At 44.4% G+C, this 18816-nt stretch carries 26 protein-coding genes and 3 pseudogenes; 13 read left to right on the top strand and 16 right to left on the bottom strand.

The genetic code is table 11. The features are described from left to right. Positions 1-221: 221 nt before the first annotated feature. The 9 genes from QUA88_RS05330 (at position 222) to QUA88_RS05370 (ending at position 6813) form a co-directional block, all read left to right on the top strand. Positions 222-1712, top strand: a complete 1491-nt coding sequence (locus QUA88_RS05330) for a cobyrinate a,c-diamide synthase (RefSeq protein WP_333055743.1) — start codon at positions 222-224, stop codon at positions 1710-1712. A 151-nt stretch (positions 1713-1863) separates the two neighbouring features. Then, positions 1864-2355 carry an ureidoglycolate lyase gene (locus tag QUA88_RS05335; protein ID WP_333055744.1) on the top strand — a complete coding sequence of 164 codons (492 nt, stop codon included), beginning with the start codon at positions 1864-1866 and terminating at the stop codon, positions 2353-2355. Between the two features lie 99 nt (positions 2356-2454). Further along, complete coding sequence (locus QUA88_RS05340) at positions 2455-3375, top strand: FkbM family methyltransferase (protein ID WP_333055745.1); 921 nt, start codon at positions 2455-2457, stop codon at positions 3373-3375. Further along, on the top strand, positions 3360-3644 hold the full coding sequence (locus QUA88_RS05345; RefSeq protein ID WP_333055746.1) for an amidohydrolase family protein: 285 nt from the start codon (positions 3360-3362) through the stop codon (positions 3642-3644). The genes QUA88_RS05340 and QUA88_RS05345 overlap by 16 nt, the downstream gene beginning before the upstream one ends. A 26-nt stretch (positions 3645-3670) precedes the next feature. Further along, the gene (locus QUA88_RS05350; RefSeq protein WP_333055747.1) at positions 3671-3979 is read left to right on the top strand and encodes a hypothetical protein; all 309 of its coding nucleotides are present in this window, start codon (positions 3671-3673) and stop codon (positions 3977-3979) included. Positions 3980-3990: 11 nt separating this feature from the next. Then, positions 3991-4443, top strand: a complete 453-nt coding sequence (locus tag QUA88_RS05355) for a hypothetical protein (protein ID WP_333055748.1) — start codon at positions 3991-3993, stop codon at positions 4441-4443. 150 nt (positions 4444-4593) lie between these two features. After that, on the top strand, positions 4594-5103 hold the full coding sequence (locus tag QUA88_RS05360; protein ID WP_333055749.1) for a KGK domain-containing protein: 510 nt from the start codon (positions 4594-4596) through the stop codon (positions 5101-5103). After that, entirely contained in the window at positions 5100-5339 is a 240-nt protein-coding gene (locus QUA88_RS05365) for a DUF4089 domain-containing protein (protein WP_445242990.1), read from the top strand. The genes QUA88_RS05360 and QUA88_RS05365 overlap by 4 nt, the downstream gene beginning before the upstream one ends. A gap of 13 nt (positions 5340-5352) precedes the next feature. Further along, entirely contained in the window at positions 5353-6813 is a 1461-nt protein-coding gene (locus tag QUA88_RS05370) for an AtzE family amidohydrolase (protein ID WP_333270645.1), read from the top strand. Positions 6814-6824: 11 nt separating this feature from the next. On the opposite strand, the gene rpsU is transcribed toward QUA88_RS05370, so the two are convergent. The 3 genes from rpsU to QUA88_RS05385 all read right to left on the bottom strand — a co-directional run bounded on the left by rpsU (position 6825) and on the right by QUA88_RS05385 (position 8575). Beyond that, positions 6825-7019, bottom strand: coding sequence for a 30S ribosomal protein S21 (rpsU, locus tag QUA88_RS05375; RefSeq protein ID WP_006632476.1), 195 nt, complete (start codon positions 7017-7019; stop codon positions 6825-6827). Positions 7020-7191: 172 nt separating this feature from the next. Further along, positions 7192-8326 (bottom strand): peptide chain release factor 2 gene (gene prfB / locus QUA88_RS05380; RefSeq protein WP_333055751.1). Its coding sequence is split into 2 segments (ribosomal slippage): positions 7192-8253 and positions 8255-8326, totalling 1134 coding nucleotides; the frame shifts between segments, so codons are not numbered across the junction. 66 nt (positions 8327-8392) lie between these two features. Next, a complete protein-coding gene (locus QUA88_RS05385) occupies positions 8393-8575 on the bottom strand; it encodes a hypothetical protein (protein WP_333055752.1) in 183 nt (60 codons plus the stop codon). Positions 8576-8626: 51 nt separating this feature from the next. On the opposite strand from QUA88_RS05385, the gene QUA88_RS05390 reads away from it, so the two are divergent. Continuing rightward, a complete protein-coding gene (locus QUA88_RS05390; RefSeq protein WP_333055753.1) occupies positions 8627-8773 on the top strand; it encodes a hypothetical protein in 147 nt (48 codons plus the stop codon). A gap of 13 nt (positions 8774-8786) precedes the next feature. On the opposite strand, the gene QUA88_RS05395 is transcribed toward QUA88_RS05390, so the two are convergent. Next, entirely contained in the window at positions 8787-9005 is a 219-nt protein-coding gene (locus QUA88_RS05395) for a helix-turn-helix transcriptional regulator (RefSeq protein ID WP_333055754.1), read from the bottom strand. Positions 9006-9304: 299 nt separating this feature from the next. Between QUA88_RS05395 and QUA88_RS05400 the strand changes: the two genes are divergently transcribed. Beyond that, a complete protein-coding gene (locus tag QUA88_RS05400) occupies positions 9305-9775 on the top strand; it encodes a hypothetical protein (RefSeq protein ID WP_333055755.1) in 471 nt (156 codons plus the stop codon). Between the two features lie 403 nt (positions 9776-10178). Here QUA88_RS05400 and QUA88_RS05405 read toward each other — a convergent pair whose 3' ends face one another. From QUA88_RS05405 to QUA88_RS05460, 12 genes and pseudogenes are all read right to left on the bottom strand, one after another. Then, positions 10179-11567, bottom strand: coding sequence for a UDP-glucose/GDP-mannose dehydrogenase family protein (locus tag QUA88_RS05405; protein WP_333055756.1), 1389 nt, complete (start codon positions 11565-11567; stop codon positions 10179-10181). Between the two features lie 185 nt (positions 11568-11752). After that, positions 11753-12181 (bottom strand): annotated as a pseudogene (locus QUA88_RS05410) (GDP-mannose 4,6-dehydratase); the annotation flags it as partial. Then, positions 12182-13537, bottom strand: a pseudogene (locus QUA88_RS05415) (LAGLIDADG family homing endonuclease); the annotation flags it as partial. Continuing rightward, a pseudogene (locus QUA88_RS05420) lies at positions 13520-14038 on the bottom strand (GDP-mannose 4,6-dehydratase); the annotation flags it as partial. The pseudogenes QUA88_RS05415 and QUA88_RS05420, both read right to left, overlap by 18 nt. A 743-nt stretch (positions 14039-14781) precedes the next feature. Further along, the gene (locus QUA88_RS05425; RefSeq protein WP_333055764.1) at positions 14782-15063 is read right to left on the bottom strand and encodes a DUF5615 family PIN-like protein; all 282 of its coding nucleotides are present in this window, start codon (positions 15061-15063) and stop codon (positions 14782-14784) included. 117 nt (positions 15064-15180) lie between these two features. Then, positions 15181-15492 carry a DUF433 domain-containing protein gene (locus QUA88_RS05430; RefSeq protein WP_333055757.1) on the bottom strand — a complete coding sequence of 104 codons (312 nt, stop codon included), beginning with the start codon at positions 15490-15492 and terminating at the stop codon, positions 15181-15183. A 97-nt stretch (positions 15493-15589) separates the two neighbouring features. Then, a complete protein-coding gene (locus tag QUA88_RS05435) occupies positions 15590-16018 on the bottom strand; it encodes an HNH endonuclease signature motif containing protein (RefSeq protein ID WP_333270649.1) in 429 nt (142 codons plus the stop codon). Continuing rightward, positions 16015-16374 carry a hypothetical protein gene (locus QUA88_RS05440; protein WP_333207705.1) on the bottom strand — a complete coding sequence of 120 codons (360 nt, stop codon included), beginning with the start codon at positions 16372-16374 and terminating at the stop codon, positions 16015-16017. The genes QUA88_RS05435 and QUA88_RS05440 overlap by 4 nt, the downstream gene beginning before the upstream one ends. Before the next feature lie 58 nt (positions 16375-16432). Next, on the bottom strand, positions 16433-16615 hold the full coding sequence (locus QUA88_RS05445; protein ID WP_333270652.1) for a hypothetical protein: 183 nt from the start codon (positions 16613-16615) through the stop codon (positions 16433-16435). A 24-nt stretch (positions 16616-16639) separates the two neighbouring features. Further along, positions 16640-16930: a type II toxin-antitoxin system RelE/ParE family toxin gene (locus QUA88_RS05450; RefSeq protein WP_333270655.1), complete on the bottom strand. Its 291-nt coding sequence runs from the start codon at positions 16928-16930 to the stop codon at positions 16640-16642. Positions 16931-16936: 6 nt separating this feature from the next. Further along, the gene (locus tag QUA88_RS05455) at positions 16937-17194 is read right to left on the bottom strand and encodes a type II toxin-antitoxin system ParD family antitoxin (RefSeq protein WP_333199092.1); all 258 of its coding nucleotides are present in this window, start codon (positions 17192-17194) and stop codon (positions 16937-16939) included. Between the two features lie 338 nt (positions 17195-17532). Next, a complete protein-coding gene (locus QUA88_RS05460; protein ID WP_333270657.1) occupies positions 17533-18021 on the bottom strand; it encodes a helix-turn-helix domain-containing protein in 489 nt (162 codons plus the stop codon). A 127-nt stretch (positions 18022-18148) separates the two neighbouring features. Between QUA88_RS05460 and QUA88_RS05465 the strand changes: the two genes are divergently transcribed. Next, complete coding sequence (locus QUA88_RS05465) at positions 18149-18388, top strand: hypothetical protein (RefSeq protein WP_333270660.1); 240 nt, start codon at positions 18149-18151, stop codon at positions 18386-18388. Positions 18389-18486: 98 nt separating this feature from the next. Beyond that, positions 18487-18750, top strand: a complete 264-nt coding sequence (locus QUA88_RS05470) for a hypothetical protein (protein WP_333270662.1) — start codon at positions 18487-18489, stop codon at positions 18748-18750. Positions 18751-18816: the final 66 nt, after the last annotated feature.

Raw genomic sequence — 18816 nt, forward strand, 5'->3', positions numbered from 1 at the left:
TGGCTCCTTCCTTCTTCCTCTTTCCTTCTTCCTCTTTCCTTCTTCCCCTTTCCTCCTGCCTCCTGCCTCCTGCCTCCTGCCTCAAAACTCCAATTTCTAGCGGAGGGCTGCAAAGGTGAGATGCTCCCTTCTTCCTTCGCGCCCTAGCGCTTACGCGCGGCTTCGCCTAACGCGTCTTCGCGGTTCGTTAAATATGTATTTTTTGTGAATAACCTAGAACTATGGCTTTAGTAATTGCTGGCGAACGCAGCGGTGCGGGAAAGACTACTGTAACGATCGCCCTTTTAGCTTATTTAATCCGTCGCGGCTTGAATGTTCAATCTTTTAAGGTGGGTCCCGATTACATTGACCCGATGTTTCATGCTTTTGTCACCGGTCGCCCCTGTCGCAATTTAGACCCGGTATTAACGTCTGAATCTTATGTAAAAAAGTGTTTTTCTCGTCATATTCAAGATGTCGATTATGCCTTAGTTGAAGGGGTGATGGGACTCTTTGATGGAGTGAGTCGAAGGAATCAGGAATCAGGAAGGCACGACACGGATTTTGACACGGATACACGGATTAATTATCGAAAAGAAGCAGGCAATTATGATTTTTCCTTTGCTTCTACGGCTCATGTTGCTTATTTGCTGAATTTGCCGGTATTGTTTGTGATAGATTGCAGCAGGCTCTCTGGTTCTGTGGCTGCGATCGCCCACGGTTTCCGTTCTTTTAACCCTGAACTTAAATTCGCTGGTTTGGTGCTGAATCGGGTGGCGAGCGATCGACATTTGGAACTGCTTCAAGATGCTCTAAAACCGCTCAATTTACCTATTTTGGGGGTTTTGCGTAGGGATGAGGCTGTTAGTATTCCCGATCGACATTTGGGTTTGATTCCTGCTGAGGAGTTGCCGAATCTTCATGCTGCGATCGATAAACTGGCTGATTTGGCTGCTGTTAGTTTTGACTGGGAGCAACTTTTGCCTTTGTTGGCTGCAACTCGAAATGAGGGGTCTGAGCAACTTTTGGGTAGGCACGGTCTCCCTTCGGGAATTATAACTCAAAAAGATGATGTTGTCAACTGTTTGGGAAAACAATTTGGAGTGAGGATTGCAGTTGCGCGCGATCGGGCTTTTAATTTTTACTATCAGGACAATCTTGATTTGTTGGAAGAGTTGGGTGCCCAGTTGGTATTTTGGAGTCCCCTTGATGACTCGGTGTTTCCTGACAATGTGCAAGGGTTATATTTTGGTGGCGGTTTTCCCGAAGTGTTTGCTCAAAAATTGAGCGGTAATGTTTTAATTCGGGATGCGGTAAGAAGGGCGATTTTTTCGGGAATGCCGACTTATGCGGAGTGCGGCGGTTTGATGTATTTGTGCGATTCTATTGTAGACTTCGATGGCATTTCTTGGCCAGGGGTGGGTGTGTTGGAAACTGCTGCTGCGATGGGTAAGCGTTTGACGCTGGGATACCGAGAAGCTGTGGCGGTGAGGGATAGTTTGGTGTTAACTGCTTTTGATGAGGTTTGGGGACATGAGTTTCATCGATCGCATTTAACTGTTGAACCGAGTAATCCAGTTTATCACAGTTGGAGGTATGGGAAGCGGGGGGAGGTTGAGGCGGTTGCTGAAGGTTGGGGAGTTTGTCAGGTGCACGCTTCTTATTTGCATTTGCATTGGGGGGCTCGGCCTGATATTCCGGCTCGTTTTTTGCAGCAGTGTGCTGATGCGTGATTGTAAGGGTGTTTTGGGCGATCGAGAAAGCGAACTGGATTTTTTTATTTAATTAACCGCAGAGGGCACAGAGGGCACAGAGAAGAGAAGAGAGAGGAGTTACTGTATTAAAATGTTTTTGATGGAAAGCAGGGAGGGGGTGTTGGGATTTATGAGCGAATCAATTTCGACTAAGCAGTTGTTTGCCCAATGGGTGACACGGGAGAATTTTCGGAGTTACGGTCAAGTTATCTTTACGGCTATTGATGGCAAGTCTTTCGATGCTGAGGATGCTCAGTTAAATTTGCAAAATGGTGTTCCTAGATTTTACATTATGCGGCTCCATAAGGAAGGTCGCAAGTTTCGCAAAATTACGCGGCACGTTCAATGTACTCAGTGTTTGGGTTCTTTGGATGGGAAGGATTGGTTGATGGCGGTTGCGCCTCCTGGGGATAGCTATAAACCGAGTTTAGAGGATATGGCTGCTTTTCGGATTCCGGGCAATTGTTTTATTAAGTTAGATGTGGGGACTTGGCACGCTGGGCCTTATTTTGATGCGGATTTTGTTGATTTTTACAATCTGGAATTGAGCAATACTAATGTGGTTGACCATTTTACTTTTGATTTTGTGAAAAATCACAATCTGGAGTTTGAGATTGTCTGAATTTAAGAAAAATTTATCGTAGAATTTTGATAGTATATCAACGAAGCTGATTATACCTGCTTAACCGTGTTTAATAGTTTTGGGAGAGGTCTAATAATTATGAATTATCCACTCTATTCTCTTTTGATTTTACCATATACGCGCCGGGAACTCCCTGGATGGGGAAAATTGATGACACTCACAGGGGTGTACCGGGATGATTTGTGGAAAAATGCTCCTATACGGGAGATTCGAGGCAAGTTCCACGGTTATCGGATGGCGATGGATCTTTCCAAGTGGAACGATCGCATGAGCTATTTTTTAGGCCGTTATTATGACTTGCCCACGCAACTTTTCATCCAAAATGCTGTACAGCCTGGGGACAGTTTTATTGATGCGGGGGCAAATACGGGCATGATTACTCTTTTGGCTGCTTATCATACAGGAACAACGGGATGCGTACACTCTTTTGAACCAAATCCTCTGGCGTTTCAAACATTAAAAGCTGCGGTAACAGACAATGAATTGCAGAAAGTTTCTCTGCACCAGTGTGGGCTTTCTAACGAGCGAAATGAACTGACACTGACAGTGCCTACAGATGTTACTGGTTTGGGTACTTTCGCTCAACTCCCAGAAAAAGATCGAAGTCTGATTTCTAATCAGTATCAAGTACCTGTGTATCGCGGAGATGAAATGCTCCCAGATAATCTTCCTGGTGCTACTTTTATTAAAATTGATGTGGAGGGGTTTGAGGTGAATGTGATTAAAGGTTTCTCCCAAACGCTGCAAAAGCTTCGCCCTGCGGTGTTGACAGAAGTTGTAGGAAGTCATCTGGAACGGGCTGGTTCAAGTGTAGCAGAACTTTGCTCTGTGATGGGTGACTTTGGCTATGAAGCTTTTAACTTGGAGGCGAAACGGGAAGGTTTGGGCCATCGGTTACAATTGTCTAAAGCGCAAGGAGGAAAGATGACTGATGATGTGGTTTGGCTGTATTCTGAGAGTCCTTTATTTTCTCGCCTGCAACAGTGGATGACACACTGATATTGCAGAGGATAAGAATTGCAAGTGCAGGGAAATCTAGGCTGATTTCCCTTTGTTTTAATATGGTCACTGTCAACGGTGCTAAAACTCTCAATCTGGGAGATGATAATTATGGGATAGATGCGGGAAAACCTGCAAATTTGATTGTGTTGGATGCTGAGGATTGTTATGATGCAATTAGGAGGCGCGCTGCGGTTCGGTATGTGATTTCGCGGGGTAAGTTGCTGGCGGAAACTGCACCTGCTAAAATTAGTTTTTATGGTATTTGACAAACAATATTTGAAGCTGTTAAACTATGAATCAAGGTGCTATTCCCGATGAGAGTCCGAGAAATTTGCAGGAGCAACTGCTACTGCAAGATGCTAAGGCTGGTAATTGCATAGTAATTCATTGCGGTACAGATAGATTGTTGGGCGATGCACGGAGACTTATTGCTGTTTATGGCGGGAATGCTGAAGACTGGGATAAAATGACAAGTATTGAGGCTTTTGAAATTAATGGAGCTTCCGTACAAGTCCATTGGTTTCGGAACAGTCAGACTCTTCAAGATGTGGAGTTTAAGTTCAAGCGACAGTATCCCAAAACAGCCCCTAAAAATCTGTAGGTAATCAAGTTATGAAAATTCGTTGTATTGCTAATACCGGTGAATCTCTCCCTGAAGAATATATAGATCCGCCACGCGGTTACACTAGAAAGGTTGAGTTACCGCTAACTATAGGCAAGGAATATGTTGTTTATGCTATCCGAGAATGGAAAGGGACTATTTGGTACTACATCTGCAATGATAATTATAGCTATTATCCCATCCATAATCCGGCGCCGATGTTTGAAGTGGTTGACAGCAGAATTTCTAAGTATTGGCGGTTTGAACTGTCGCCCAATGGATTGTTAATGATAGCGTTTGAACAGTGGTTTACTGACCCTTATTTTTATGATAAGCTGACGGATCAGGAAGAGGCGGAGGTTGAGATTTTTGAGAAGGTTAAGGAATTGATGGATGCTGAGGATTTTACTTTGCCTCCGCTGGATGTTGCCGTTGAGAGGTTGCGGGAAACTGTCAGTGTTTGAGTTAAAGACAAACATCGAAGCGGAGTGAGTTCATAAAATCTGCTAAGCAAGCAGACATAAAAAAGGTAAAGATAGTTGTATTCCTAGGGTAGACACTCTCACGAGAACATTTGTAACTCCTGCTTCTACACGCATGATATTTAAAGATACATGACAGCCTCAAATTTTATGAGTGATAAATTTCAACCACTAGACCGCGATGATGATGTATTGTTGTTCGACAACAATAATACATTTACAGTAGGAAAACTGAAGAATTTAATTAGTAAAGAATTTCAGGAAAAGTTTTTAATAAGTTATCAAAAAAAACCAAGTTATCGGGGTGATTCTTATGAAGAACGTACTGATATTAAATCCAAATTAAGCACTATCTCGTTTGATTCGGGAAATTTTAGATGCAGTGAGATTCAATGGAAATGTATAAAATCAGTAAATTGTAAAATTCTCAAAGTGGGTTCTGGAGGATGGCAGGAAGGAAAATTGAGAATGCAGGCAAAAGTCGTAAATTCATATTCAGAAAATGATGATTATAAAAAGTATAATAAAGCTGTTCTTGATATATGTATAGAATTCAGTCCCGATCTACCAAATGAACCTATATCACCTTTAGATGACATCAGACAATCCGAGGAATACAAAAAACTGAGCGATAATAAATGACAGCCCGATCGCCCTTACAATACAATAATCGATCGCACTCCAAGGCTAGCAAGAAAAAAATGACAAATATAGAAGAATATGTCGATCGCACCGCCGAACTGATAAACTTACCCTTAGACCCGGAACACCGCCCCGGTGTTGTGGTAAACTTAGAGACGATAGCTGCGATCGCCCGACTCGTTACTGAATTCCCTTTACCCCCAGAAGTAGAAGTCGCGCCGGTATTTGAACCCTGATTTTTAACCGCAGATGAACGCAGAGGAACGTAAATTTTTAGCACAAGCGGATGCAGTCGCCACAGCATCATCGGTTAAAAGTGGCAAAATTACAGCGACAGCGGTTGTGACTGCGGCATTAGAACGAATTGCCGATCGAGATAACGTCCTCAATTGCTTTACTGCAATCACTGCATCAAGCGCACTCGCAGCAGCCGAAAATATAGATAATTCGATCGCAAATAACCAAAACCCAGGCCCTTTAGCAGGCGTTCCCTTCGCAGTCAAAAACCTGTTCGATATCGGCGGAATTACTACTCTAGCTGGGTCAAAAATCAACGCTGACAATCCGACCGCTACCCAGGATGCGGCGGTGGTCGCCCGACTAAAACAAGCCGGGGCTGTGCTCGTAGGTACTCTCAACATGGATGAGTACGCCTACGGTTTCGTCACGGAAAACAGCCACTACGGCCCGACTCGCAATCCCCGCGATACTACCCGCATCGCTGGCGGTTCCAGCGGCGGTTCCGCAGCAGCAGTCGCCGCCGGTTTTGTACCCATCACCCTCGGTTCTGATACTAACGGTTCCATCCGCGTACCGGCTGCTTTGTGCGGTGTCTTTGGGTTTAAGCCTACTTACGGCCGTTTGTCCAGGGCTGGCGCTTATTTATTTTCGGGTAGTTTGGATTGTGTGGGGCCGTTTGGGCGATCGATCAGAGACATGGCGCTGCTGTACGATATCCTGCAAGGCCCTGATTCTCGTGACCCAGTTTGCACTCAACGCCCGCCAGAACTTTGTTCGCCGCAGTTAAATCAAGGCATCGAAGGATTGCGAATTGCTGTTGCTGACGGGTATTTCGCCACAGGGGCCGAACCGGAAGCAATGGATGCTGTAGAAATAGTTGCTAAAGCATTGACAAATGTCTTGGATTGTGGTAATGACACACAAGAAACAACAAACCCCCCAAAAATAGGGGGGCTTGCGACTGTCAGCATACCGGAATCCGATCGCGCCAGGGCTGCTGCATTTATCATTACCGCCTGCGAGGGCGGAAACTTGCATTTAGACAATTTACGATCGCGCCCTCAAGACTTCGATCCTGCCACGCGCGATCGTTTTTTAGCGGGAACCCTGATCCCTGCGACTTGGTACTTGCAAGCGCAGAGATTCAGACAGTGGTACCGCGATCGAATTCGCGAAATATTCCAACAAACAGACATCATCCTCGCACCCGCCACCCCGATAGCAGCCCCTGAAATTGGCGTCGAGAAAATGGTAATAGCCAGACAAGAAACAAGAGTGCGTCCCAATCTCGGACTGTTCACCCAACCCCTATCATTTATTGGCTTGCCCGTTCTTTGCGTGCCCGTACAGCGGCCCGGCGCTTTGCCCTTGGGGGTACAAATTATTGGTGCTCCCTACAGCGAAGCGGTGATTCTCCGAGTCGCTGCGGTACTAGAATCGCAAGGCATTATATCTGCCGAATCAATTTAGTGCTAATAATTCTAGGGTTTGTTGTTGCGGTGGAAGCGTCTCTTAGTCCTTCTGGCAATAGCTTTGCGCTTCTGCTTTTCCAACGGGGTTTCAAAGTGGCGGTGCTTTCTCATGTCGGGGAAAATGCCCGCTTTAGAAACTTGTCGCTTAAACCGTCGTAGGGCTGACTCAATCCCTTCATTTTCGCCTATTACAACTTGGGTCATTATTTCTCCTTTTGTTCGGTAGATCAAGTTTTATCATATCAAGCTTTTTGGCCGCGCGACCTGTTGAAGGTCGGGCGATCGACCAAAACCCCAAAATTATACCAAATCCGCTGCCATCACGGCTCTTGATTCTTTAGTCTCCACAGGCAGACTTTGTATGTCAAGGCGCCAATTATATTCCCGCGGTTGAATCAGTTTGGGCTACCAACTGATTTTCCTGCCGCAGGTAAGCTTGAATAAACGGCTCTAATTCGCCGTTCATTACATCTGCGATGGCGGTTGTTTCCACTCCAGTACGCAAATCCTTGACCATTTGGTATGGGTGAAAAACATAATTGCGAATTTGGTTGCCCCAAGCTGCCTCTACCATATCGCCGCGAATCTCGGCAATTTCCGAAGCCCGCTGTTCCTTAGCAACCACCAACAGCCTAGCCTTGAGTAATGCCAAAGCTTTTTCCTTGTTTTGCAACTGACTGCGTTCCTCTGTACAGCGGACAGCCAAACCGGTAGGAATGTGAACGATGCGGACTGCGGTTTCTACTTTGTTAACGTTTTGCCCGCCCTTGCCGCCCGCGCGGGAAGTCGTGATTTCCAAATCTTTTTCTGGAATGTCTAACTTGACGGATCGATCGAGAATTGGCATCACTTCAACGCCAGCAAAACTGGTTTGACGCTTGTCGTTAGCATTAAAAGGTGAAATTCTGACCAAGCGGTGAGTGCCTTTTTCCGATCGCATATAACCGTAAGCGTAACGGCCGACAATTTCCAAAGAAGCCGATTTAACACCTGCTTCCTCTCCCTCGGAAATTTCCATTAAATGTACTTTGTAACCTTGACTTTCCCCCCAGCGGGTGTACATCCGCAGCAACATTTCGGCCCAATCTTGAGCATCTGTGCCGCCGGCCCCGGCGTTAATCGTCAAAACGGCGCCGCCTTCATCGTAGGGCCCGGATAGTAATTGTTGCAGTTCCCACTGGTCGAGTTCGCGGGTTAACCGAGAAAGACTTGATGAGGCTTCTTGGAACAGGGACTCGTCGGCTTCTAACTCCAGCAGTTCTAAAATAGCTTTAGCATCTTCCAAGCTTGTTTGCCAGCCGCGATATTGGTCTAAATGAGATTTGAAGTCATTAAGTTCTTGGAGGGTTTCTTGAGCTCTATCTTGGTCGTCCCAAAATGCTGGTTGGGCGCAGATTTGCTCTAAGTCTTGAATTTTGGCTGTGAGTGCGGGGATGTCAAAGATAGTCCTGGGTTGTACCCAGTCGATCGGACAATGTTTCGATATTGTGTTTGATGTCTAGAACTTCCACTGTGAGTTCTCCTAGTTGTGGGGTGTATTTTTGAGTTTAGCTGAAATTTTGCTCTAAATGTGCAAATCAATTTTTCAGCAGCACACCAGCTTTGATAAATGAGTCAAGTTTGTCGCCCGTGCACTTCGGGGACTGCTGTTGTTTGGATTCCTGTACGGACATCCAAAACTTTGCCGGCAGTTCGCACTGTCGCTGGGAAATTGATATTCCCGAATTTGTTGGTTCTGGACTGTTTTTAGGATTTCGCACTGAATGTCTGCAAGCTGTTGAACTCCTGGTCTTTGCATAATAGCAAACAGTTTGGTTCTCCTGACGCGCTGCTGCAAGCGAGTTACTTTAATGATAGGCGATCGAGTTTGGTTGCGGGCGATCGACAATTGCTCAAATCATTACATCAAAACTTCGACGATCGCATCAAAAGTCGATCGCTACCACATTATAATTTAAGCAAAACCTTCTACTATTTTTCTAGGATTACCACGAAATCCTCAATCATCACATCAAAAGTTTGAGCCAGCTTGTGAACTGCTGCAAAGTCAACCATTGCCATACCCTGAGAACGGGCATAATTGCTAATCGTACTGTAGCCCACGCCCGATCGCTCCGCAACCTCTTTGAGCGTCCATCCCTTCTGGGCCGCCAACTCTCGAACCCGCAACCTTACTAAGCCTTTGCTCATATTCACTATTTACAAAATTTTGGATTTAGTATAATATATCAAAAAGCGATCGCCCCCGGTCATTCGATTTTAGATTTTAGATTTTAGATTTTAGATTGACTCTAAAGATGAATCTGGTAGCTGGAACGTTGGTCGAAAATTTTGCGCCTCTCATGGCAGAAGTCGGGGCTTGTCTCCGTTTTGCGGCGGAGTCAACGAAACTAAAGACGATCGCCAGTTAAAATTAATCCCGACAGATAATTTCTGTCGATCGCACTTAGCAGAGATAGATTTAGCTACCACCACCAGATGCAACTACAATGATATCAGAAAATCAGTTAAGATCGTCAACTATCAGCGCCTCAAAAATTATTCACAAATCGTCGATCGTCAATCCGCGATCGAGATTTGTCACCGAAGAAACAGTAGCACTCCTGTTCAACATATCACCGGAACAGATATACCGGATCGATTGCTGCCACAACGTGGTGTACGTTCATGCCAAAGGCCTGAGTCGATTTGTCAGCTACGCCGATTTCCCCCCAATCTTAGAAGTAAAACCGCCCTGTGCTCAAGATTTTGTCGCCTGGTACAAACGCTGGAAACGGACACAAGCACCAGAATTTTGGACTAAATTCTATACGTACAACTTCAAAGCGGCTGTTTCAGTTGACAGCTTGCTTGAGTGGGGTAAATTAGTAGCTACAGTTAAATCGGTAATTTCCGCATCAGCGCTGCAACAGCTACGAGATGTTTACGCTCAAGAAAAAACATTGATGGAAAAGTTTTAAAGCAGGCGGGGCGGATAAATCGGCAATTGTTGGCCACCAGCAAGATACAGCATATTCCATGTATATGTAGTACACACTATCTTGTAGTAAGCATCGGTGCGTCGCCACCCATCAATCTGCAAGTTCTATTTAAAAGGTCGCAGATCCGCACCCTACATACAGCGGATTCCAGGTTTATAAAGTACACCCCAGAAACCGGGTTTCTTCTGGATTTCTCGCCAGAAACCGGTTTTATTCAAGAAACCCGGTTTCTCTGTACTTCACTTACCTGGAAAGTGCTGTATTAAAATCACACAACATAAATATAGTGGCTACTGTACTTCATCAACCACCGAATATGCTGTAAATGTAAGGTGCGCTTCGGCGCACCCTACGGGATAGAGGTTCCGATCAAAACTCTTCTTTACCTTCCAATCCCCACATATTGGAAACCAGCCGCTTCTAAAGCCTTCTTGTCTAAGAAATTGCGGCCATCAATCATCACCGGATGATTCATCAACTTCGCCATTTTATCGTAATCTAAATTGCGAAACTGTTCCCAGTCAGTCACCAACACCAAAGCATCGCAACCGTCGGCCAACCTTTCCGGGTCAGTTTCTACCAAAACTCCCGACAAACCGTGACGCATCCCAGTTTGAGAAACAATCGGATCGTAAGCTTTAACTTTCGCTCCCAACCGATTCAAATTCTCGATTAAAATCAGCGCTGGGGCATCCCGCAAATCGTCAGTATCCGGCTTGAAAGTCAAACCCAAAAGTCCGACAGTTTTACCTTTGAGAATCTTCAAAACGTGCTGCAACTTTTCAATAGCAATGAACCGCTGGCGTTGGTTAACTTCCACTGCCGCTTTCAGCAAATGCGCCTCGTAGCCGTAATCGTCAGCAGTGTGAACTAAAGCCGAGACATCTTTGGGGAAACAGGAACCGCCCCAACCAATGCCAGCTTGCAGAAACTTGTTGCCAATCCGTGAATCTAAACCGATACCTCGGGACACTTGACTAACATCTGCACCGACACGATCGCAAATATTAGCAACTTCATTAATAAAGCTAATCTTCGTAGCCAAAAAAGCATTAGCTGCGTACTTAATCATCTCCGCTGAACTGATATCAGTCATCACCACAGGAACTTCCGGCAAAGACTGATTTTCTGCAAACTTGCGATCGACAATCGGCCGATATAACTGTAGCATCATATCCATAGCCCGCCGAGAGTTGCTACCGAGAACAATGCGATCGGGATTAAAAGTATCAAAAACAGCACAGCCCTCCCGCAAAAACTCCGGGTTGCTAACCACATCAAATTGAACACCTTTGTTTGCTGCTACTTCCTCACCAGTAACCTCATCACCGCTGTGAGGTTTTTGACGTTCTGCTAAACCGTCTAGTACAATTCTTCGCACCCAGTCCCCGGAACCGATGGGCACAGTAGATTTATTAACAATGACTTTGTAATCGCCATCGAGGTGAGCTCCTATTCCCCGAGCAACCGCTTCCACGTAGCGAGTATCGCTTTCCCCAGTAGGCAAAGGAGGCGTCCCCACCGCAATAAACAAAATATCCCCGTGAGACACTCCCGCTGCTAAATCCGAAGTAAATTCTAGATTGCCAGATGCAGATGCAGAAGACATTAATTCAGACAGTCCAGGTTCAAAAATAGGCGACTGTCCAGACTTCATTAATTTAACTTTTTCTTCGTTGTTGTCTACGCAAATCACGTGGTGGCCGATGTGGGCCAAACAAGTGCCGGTGACTAAGCCAACATATCCTGTACCGATGACACAAACCTGCATAGAAATCTCCTCAAAGCTAGTAAATAAATTAGATGGGATGTTGAAACAAGAAGGAAGAAGGGAGAAGCCTTTAGTTATCTAGGAGAGAAGGAAAAAACAGCTTGTAGGGGTAGTGCTACCCCTACTCCCCGTGCCTACCCCTAGAGGGCAACCACGGGGGGTTTGCCCCTACAAATCCCCACTCTCTACTTTTGGTTTCCCTCGATGCGATCGCGAAAATCCTTTATAGTCAACTCTAAACCTTGATCCAGCGGCACAGTTGGCTCCCACCCCAACCAAGTTTTAGCACGAGTAATATCCGGTTGTCGCTGTTTTGGATCGTCTTCCGGCAGCGGTTTAAAGATAATTTCTGCCCCTGGATTAATCGTGTTTTGAATTTTTTGTGCCAGTTCCAATATAGTGTATTCGCCGGGATTCCCCAAATTCATCGGCCCGATTTTGTCGCTATTCATCAAACGAATAAATCCTTCCACCAAATCAGAAACGTAGCAGAAACTCCGCGTTTGGGAACCGTCGCCGTATACTGTCAGCGGTTGATTCCGCAAAGCTTGAGCAATAAAATTGCTGACTACTCTGCCGTCATTTTCCAACATCCGCGGGCCATAGGTATTATGACAGCAAACGCAGTAAGTACCGCCTACAAAATTCTCTCCGTCGGGAACAGAAAAGTCGTATACATCCTCATCGATTTCAAACTCTTCTATGGCTTTAACTTTTGCCCAAGCTAAATCCCCTGTGATTTGAGCTTGCAGTTTTTGTTTAGCATTAGCCAGATTGAGAATGCTGTACTCGTCCAACCCTTGAACAGTTATCCGGTAAGACTTGTATTTTTTGCTGTCTCCTTTTCGCACTGTTGTCTCGAATTCCGACACACTTCCAACTATCCCGAATTTAGCTAGAATTAGCACCAGTTTTTCAATGATTTTTTGGCTGGAACTGTTAAACACTAGCAGCGAACCCGTTGTTTTCGCGTCGTGATTCCCGTCGCCTTCCCAGAAACCGTGTAAAAAGTGAACTAACTGTTCTTTGGGAAGTTGCAAAATCCAATTGGGTATATCTTTTTTGGTGCTTAATTCTTTGCCAAACCCCAAAATATTGACAACTAGATCGACAATTATTTTTGACCTGACGTTAACGGATGGCGCTCTTTTCTCCTCTTTGTCAAATCTGATTTCACACTCGCAGCCAAATAACTCTCGCGTCACCCGGATCAGCTTTTCCAGATATTTGACATTTGAGCTAAATACGAGCTGGCGGTCTTTTTCTGTATGAACCAAACAGCCTTCTGCTAAGTAAAATCCCAAAAACCACAGGAAATCACTGACATTTTCGATGTAATTGTTGATGGCTTTGACGGATTGATAGCCAGCTATTTTGTCTTTTTGGGTCAAAGGTAATCCCAATTCTTGCCAAAGTTGCCAGGGAATTTTGTTGCCGGCTTCGTATTTTTTGATGGTGCTGAAGTATTGGCGATTGCTGATTCCTTTTCGAGCGAAATATCCATATATCTGCTCTCGGAATTTTTCTAAGTATGCGATCGCATCCTCGCTGATTACCCACAGCCCTGGTGCATTAACTTTATCGCTGATGTAAAAAGGTTCCAAGGGACGATCGATAAAAGGAAGGTAACTGGGAACAGCTACATCATCCCCAACCTTTAAGTCTTTGCCAAATACGGCTTGAGGCAACCCTTGGCTGTCGCGAGTAAACAAACTGTGGTCTTCAGTAATTTTTACTTGTTTGCCCCAGGTTGTTGCAATTTTATACCCTTTCTTCGTCACTTTGTGTTTCCAAATTGCCGAGATTGGTTTTAAGCGCATTTTTCCCTGTTCGTCAAAGCAAGGAACTGAAACATTTGATATGTCACCTCCGATCCGGCTGTAGCATTCCTCAAATGTTTCGTAATAAAGTCGATCTCCTTTGTAATAGAGAACTTTTTGATCGCCTGTCAAACTGTTAAAAATTCGCACAACTCGAATGTCTACACCATTTTGACGGTGGTAATCAAAAGATAAGGTTTCAGCTACTCGCTTCCCTTCGTCGTAACACGATCTGATCCCGATACAATTAACGTTGCCGCGATAATCTTCTGTTTGTGGATGTACGTCAGGATCTCCGTACACTTCGGAAGTGGAAGCGAGAAAGAATCTTGCTTTTACCCGTTTTGCCAATCCCAACATATTCATCGTGCCGATGACGTTTGTTTTAATTGTCTTGACAGGGTTGTACTGATAGTGTATAGGGGAAGCGGGACAAGCCAGATGGTAAATCTGATCTACCTCTAACCGAATCGGTTCCGTGATGTCGTGGCGGATCAGCTCAAAATACGGGTTGTCCAGCCATTTGAGGATATTGCGTTTAGTCCCGGTGTAAAAATTATCCAGGCAGACTACCTCATGTCCTTGGGCCATTAAGCGATCGATTAGGTGGGAACCGAGGAAACCTGCACCGCCTGTGACTAAAATTCTCATTGTGGAAACTGCCGTTCTGTTTAGGGGTAGGACTGGGGTACAAAAATTCAGTCTATCAAATGAAACTTGCTAATAGAATAACAAAATTGCGATCGACGATGTAAACACTTATGCGTCACCTTTATTAAATCTTTAATTAACTTAGCATTTGCCAATACTTTGAACAAAGTGCTATAATTCGCAAATGTCAGCTAGCAATTTTTAGTGAAGCTTCAATATTTTCGCAAAAATACTGTTGACAATAATTCACTTTTGAGTTAATAGGTATTAATTGTTTGTTTGTTGTGATTGGTGAGGCGATCGCTTCTGTCTTGAGTTATCTAAGAAAAGGCTGATTCCCTAGGTATGGCTACGCTTCACGGGCTTGTTTGAGAATAGGTTAATCCAGTTTATGTAAACAGGGCTGACGCGCGTCAATCGATTTTAGATTTTAGATTTTAGATTAAAGAATTGACTTGCGCGAGATAAATGCGGGGGCAATAAGTGATTTTAGATTTTAGATTTTGGATTGATTTGCGCGAGATAAATCACGTGGCGGGTACCACATGAAGAAATTCGCTTGTCAGAGGCTAGAAACCTGGTTTATTCGTAGATAAAGTTGAGCAAGCAAATATTTTTCCGAGAAACCCGGTTTATTTGGCCTTAGTCGCGATCGACTAACTGCGACGACGGGAATTAGAATTATACAGTATCGCTATCCGATCGCGGTGGAATCTCAGCAGCAGTTAAAGTCACGATTATTTTTAAGAAGACTTTGGGTATTCCTGAAGTATAAATGTCTGTTGACTACCTTTAAGATTCTGTTTCATCACCCGAAGCAGACGATTATCCATTGGCTGTGTATCTTGGGTGAAAAATTCATGAAGTACCTGCACTTTGCCTGCATAGTCTCGATCGGCTTTACAAATTACAATTCCTGCATGATTTGAGGTTGTAGAATGGAGATTGATGAAATCTTGACGATTTTCTGTAATGACTACTCGCCCTGCATTTGTCGCGTACATCAAGACTTCATCATCGGGAATTTTTTGATTGGCTTGTCCAGCGCCCTAGGATGTCAAAACATCATAGCCACGCGCTCGCAGTAAATCAACCATTGCGATCGGAAAGTTTTCATTCGAGTAAAACTTTAGCATTTTTAGTTACTCATTTTCAGCAAGCCACAGCTCGATTTCTTCTCGGTTGTGTTCGTAATAGTTCGCAACCGCTTGCAAATCTTGAAGGGTGAGTCCTGGATAATTATAGAGAAGTTCGGATTCAGTTGCGCCCTGTTGTTGGTAGGCGATAATCGTCCAGACGGGAATGCGGGTATCGCGAATTCGCGCTGCACCGCCACAAATTCCTGGAGTTTTGTGAATGGGATGCTGAAGGCTTTGGACGAATTGTAGGGTTTGTGCTAGCAAGTCATCAGGCAGTGTTTCAATGGTTTGGAGAAGTTGTTCTTTGATGGTCATAATCGATCGCCAAAATCTAAAGAGGATATTGTGTTGGGATTACAGCCGACCTATAAGCATCCGTATACAGGTTATGGTGTGGCTTGAACACGATCGATTAATCGGATTTTGTTAACGAGCGAATTTTGATCGATAGCTTACGTTCGGTCAGACATTCTGCACGATTAACCTGCAATAAACGCACAGTGACTCGACCGATCGTAGTTAGAGGTTCGATTGTACCACTTTCAGTTTGAAGTTGAAAATGGTCTTCCCAGCTATCTTTTCGAGGCTTGTAAAGTCGAACCACTTCATCTGTTTCTGGATCGAGGGAAGCAATATCGCTGCCTTTATTTTTGTTACAAATTGAGCAAGACAAAGCCTGATTATTTTCTACTGTTTCGCCACTGTGTTTTTCTGCAATGATATGGTCTATTTGATGAGACGATAGGGCGAGTGTTTCTGGGATTAAACAATATTCGCAGTATCCGTTGGCGCGATCGCATACCATTCGTCGCAGACTAGCTGAAACGTAGGTTTTACTCATGCAGCCTCGCTCAGTTTCAGCAGGGCTTGCGCTTTGGCAATGCGTACTAAATGTTCGACAAATTCGTATTGCTGCCACAAACGCTGCTCCATCGGCGTGAGTCCTTCTGTGCGATTTTTCTCTAATAAAGTATCGATGTCAGCTTGAAGATCGTCGGATAAACGCAGGGCTAATACTTCTTGTGGCGAGGGTAAACTTGCTATAAATTCTAATATCTTCGTGAGTCCAGAAAATCCGCTTGAAGGATTGGCTTCGACTTCCCTCAATCCCAGCATCAAAATCTGTGGTAACTCATCTTTGAGAGTATCTAGCCGCAGTGCTAGTTCGTCGGGAATTTGAAGGGTAATTGTTGCCATTTTTTTACTCACTGACGCTCTCATTGAATGGTAGCACAATAGACGACGGGAATTATAATTATATAGTGTCGTTATTGGATAGCGGTGGAATCTCAGCAGCAGTTATAGTCACGATTTTACCATCACGCCAGATACTAATTAATTGTCCTAGTCTGCAGTGTTTTTCATATGCTTCGGCAATTGCTACTTTCACACCTGCATCAATTTTTTCATATAACTTAAGGAGTTCTTCTTCAGTCATTTGATTCCTAACCTATGCTCCATTCTATTCAAAAAAAGCTTCTAAATCCCGATCGCCTCTGATAATTCTCATAATTTCAATTCCATCGTTCGCGATGCGGTAAAAGATAATGTAGTTTTGCAGAGGAATACCGCGCAAGTAGGGGCGAAGTTGACTATAAGTGCGTCCCATCAGAGGAAATTGTGTCAAGTAGCGGCATTTTTTAGTGAATTCATCGATGAATCGTTCGCCTGCTTCAACGTTGCGTGCGACGAAATAGTCTGCGATTTCGTCAAGGTCGCGAATCGCTTCAGGTGAGATGACATATTGGCTCATCAGGGATTATACCGATCGAGCTTTGTGGAATTTGGCTCGGATTTGAGCGATCGCCGTTTCACCATCCACTCCTTCACCGCGATCGAGTTGTGTGGCGGCGATGTCGATTTTGGCGCAAACTTCTTCTACCCAGCGATTGTATCGATCGCGTTTTTCCAGCAGCCGTAGCGCGTCAGCAATGATTTCGGTAACGTTGGTATAGCGCCCGCTAGCGAGTTGGGCTTGGATGAGTTGTTCTTGTTCGGGGGTGAGGGTGATACTCATAGGTAAAGATTGGCTGGCTATTGTTTTATTGCAGTTCGCGGGGATTGCACGTTTGTCTCTATTCTATTCTAATCTATGACTGATGCGTTACGTTGCACTAGCAATACCTACTACTATTTATCGATCACAATCGCTAGTTCGTCGCGAATTTGAATGGTAATTCTTGCTATTGTTTTTAGTCACTGATGCTCCGATCGAATCATAGCACAATAGAAGCGCGATCGCCCTTATTGGAGAAATGCAGTGTGCGATCGCCCCGCGCGATCGGGTAAAGGTGCGATCGCGCTTCCTGATTTTAGTCGCTTCACGCTACCAATCTGTTGAATTATGGCTAAATTTTAGTTACCGTTGTTATCGTTGAGGTCTAGATTTTGTATTGATAGTTCTGAAGGTAGTGGTACAGTTATTTGTAGGTATACACCAATTTTTATTTGATTGTTCTCAAAACTTATATTAGTTACATTAACTTTACTATTTTCAGATACACCGTCTTGAATAGGGAATTTAGCAGGTGGCTTAGTTTTATATCCAGCATCCTCAAGCCATTCAGCAATATTTCTCCAGTTTTCTATCTTTTCAATGCCTTTACCCACAAAGGCTTTAACGTATTTATAGATAGTGGCACACAGGTCAGTTTCAACACCCTTGGGATTCTTTTGCAGCTTTTCGGCGATTTCAGCGGGACTGTAGCCACAAAGCAACCCCCGCAGATGCAGCTTTTCTACGGGGGTGAGAGGCTTTCCCTTAACGGCGGCCAAGTCCGAGTACAGAGTTTTTAAGTCCCAGCGGCTTTCGGCTTCGACGAAGCGATCGTTTGTTGATGCCATAAATAGGTGTGTGTGAAGTTCCTGATGGAAGTCTAACACAATTCCTGATGGGTGTCAGGGAAAGGCTGTGATTGGTCAGGTTATTATAAGTTTTAAGTAGAATAACGCAGCATCAAGGAAATGTCTGATGAACGCAAACAGAGGAAATCAATCTAACGATCCAAACCAGAAACAGCCACAACCAGAAAGTCTGGATGGAGACAATAATTTTTATGAAGAATATGACGATTGCTATGAAGATGAGGATTTAACCTATCCTCCGGGTGAAGCATATCAAGCATATCTTGAGTATCCCACCCATCTGAACGCTATAGATGCGGCTGAAGAAATCTGGGGCATTCCCGATCCTCGGCTGATAGAGGATTAGCCTTATGCAGCCTGACAAATATTGATAGAAAAAATTACTGCTCTAAGTGCAATAAATTTGTAGTAACGAGGTTTGAGATGTCTAACGGTTATGTATCTATGACAGCATTTTTCCCAACAATGGTAAGTGCAGAAAGTTTTCAAACACGCCTAAACAGCCTATTGTCTGCGGGTGATGTCAGAAGAATAGATTCTGGGCTCGTGCAACAAAACACCCAAACAGCTACTCAACCTGTGAGTACGGGCGACATTATAGTTCAAATAGAAGTTAGAGAAAACCATGCCACTGAAATTCAAATCCTTGTCATTGATTGTGGTGGTCGAAATGCCTTACCAGGACAGGAAGCAACCTTTGAACTGTAAGAAAGATTGAGCATGAATAAGCTTTATAAGCTTTCCCTGGCTCAAAAAAATCAGCCCCTACATAAT

Origin of the sequence: Microcoleus sp. D3_18_C2 (genome assembly GCF_036702395.1) — a bacterium.
GTDB lineage: Bacteria > Cyanobacteriota > Cyanobacteriia > Cyanobacteriales > Microcoleaceae > Microcoleus.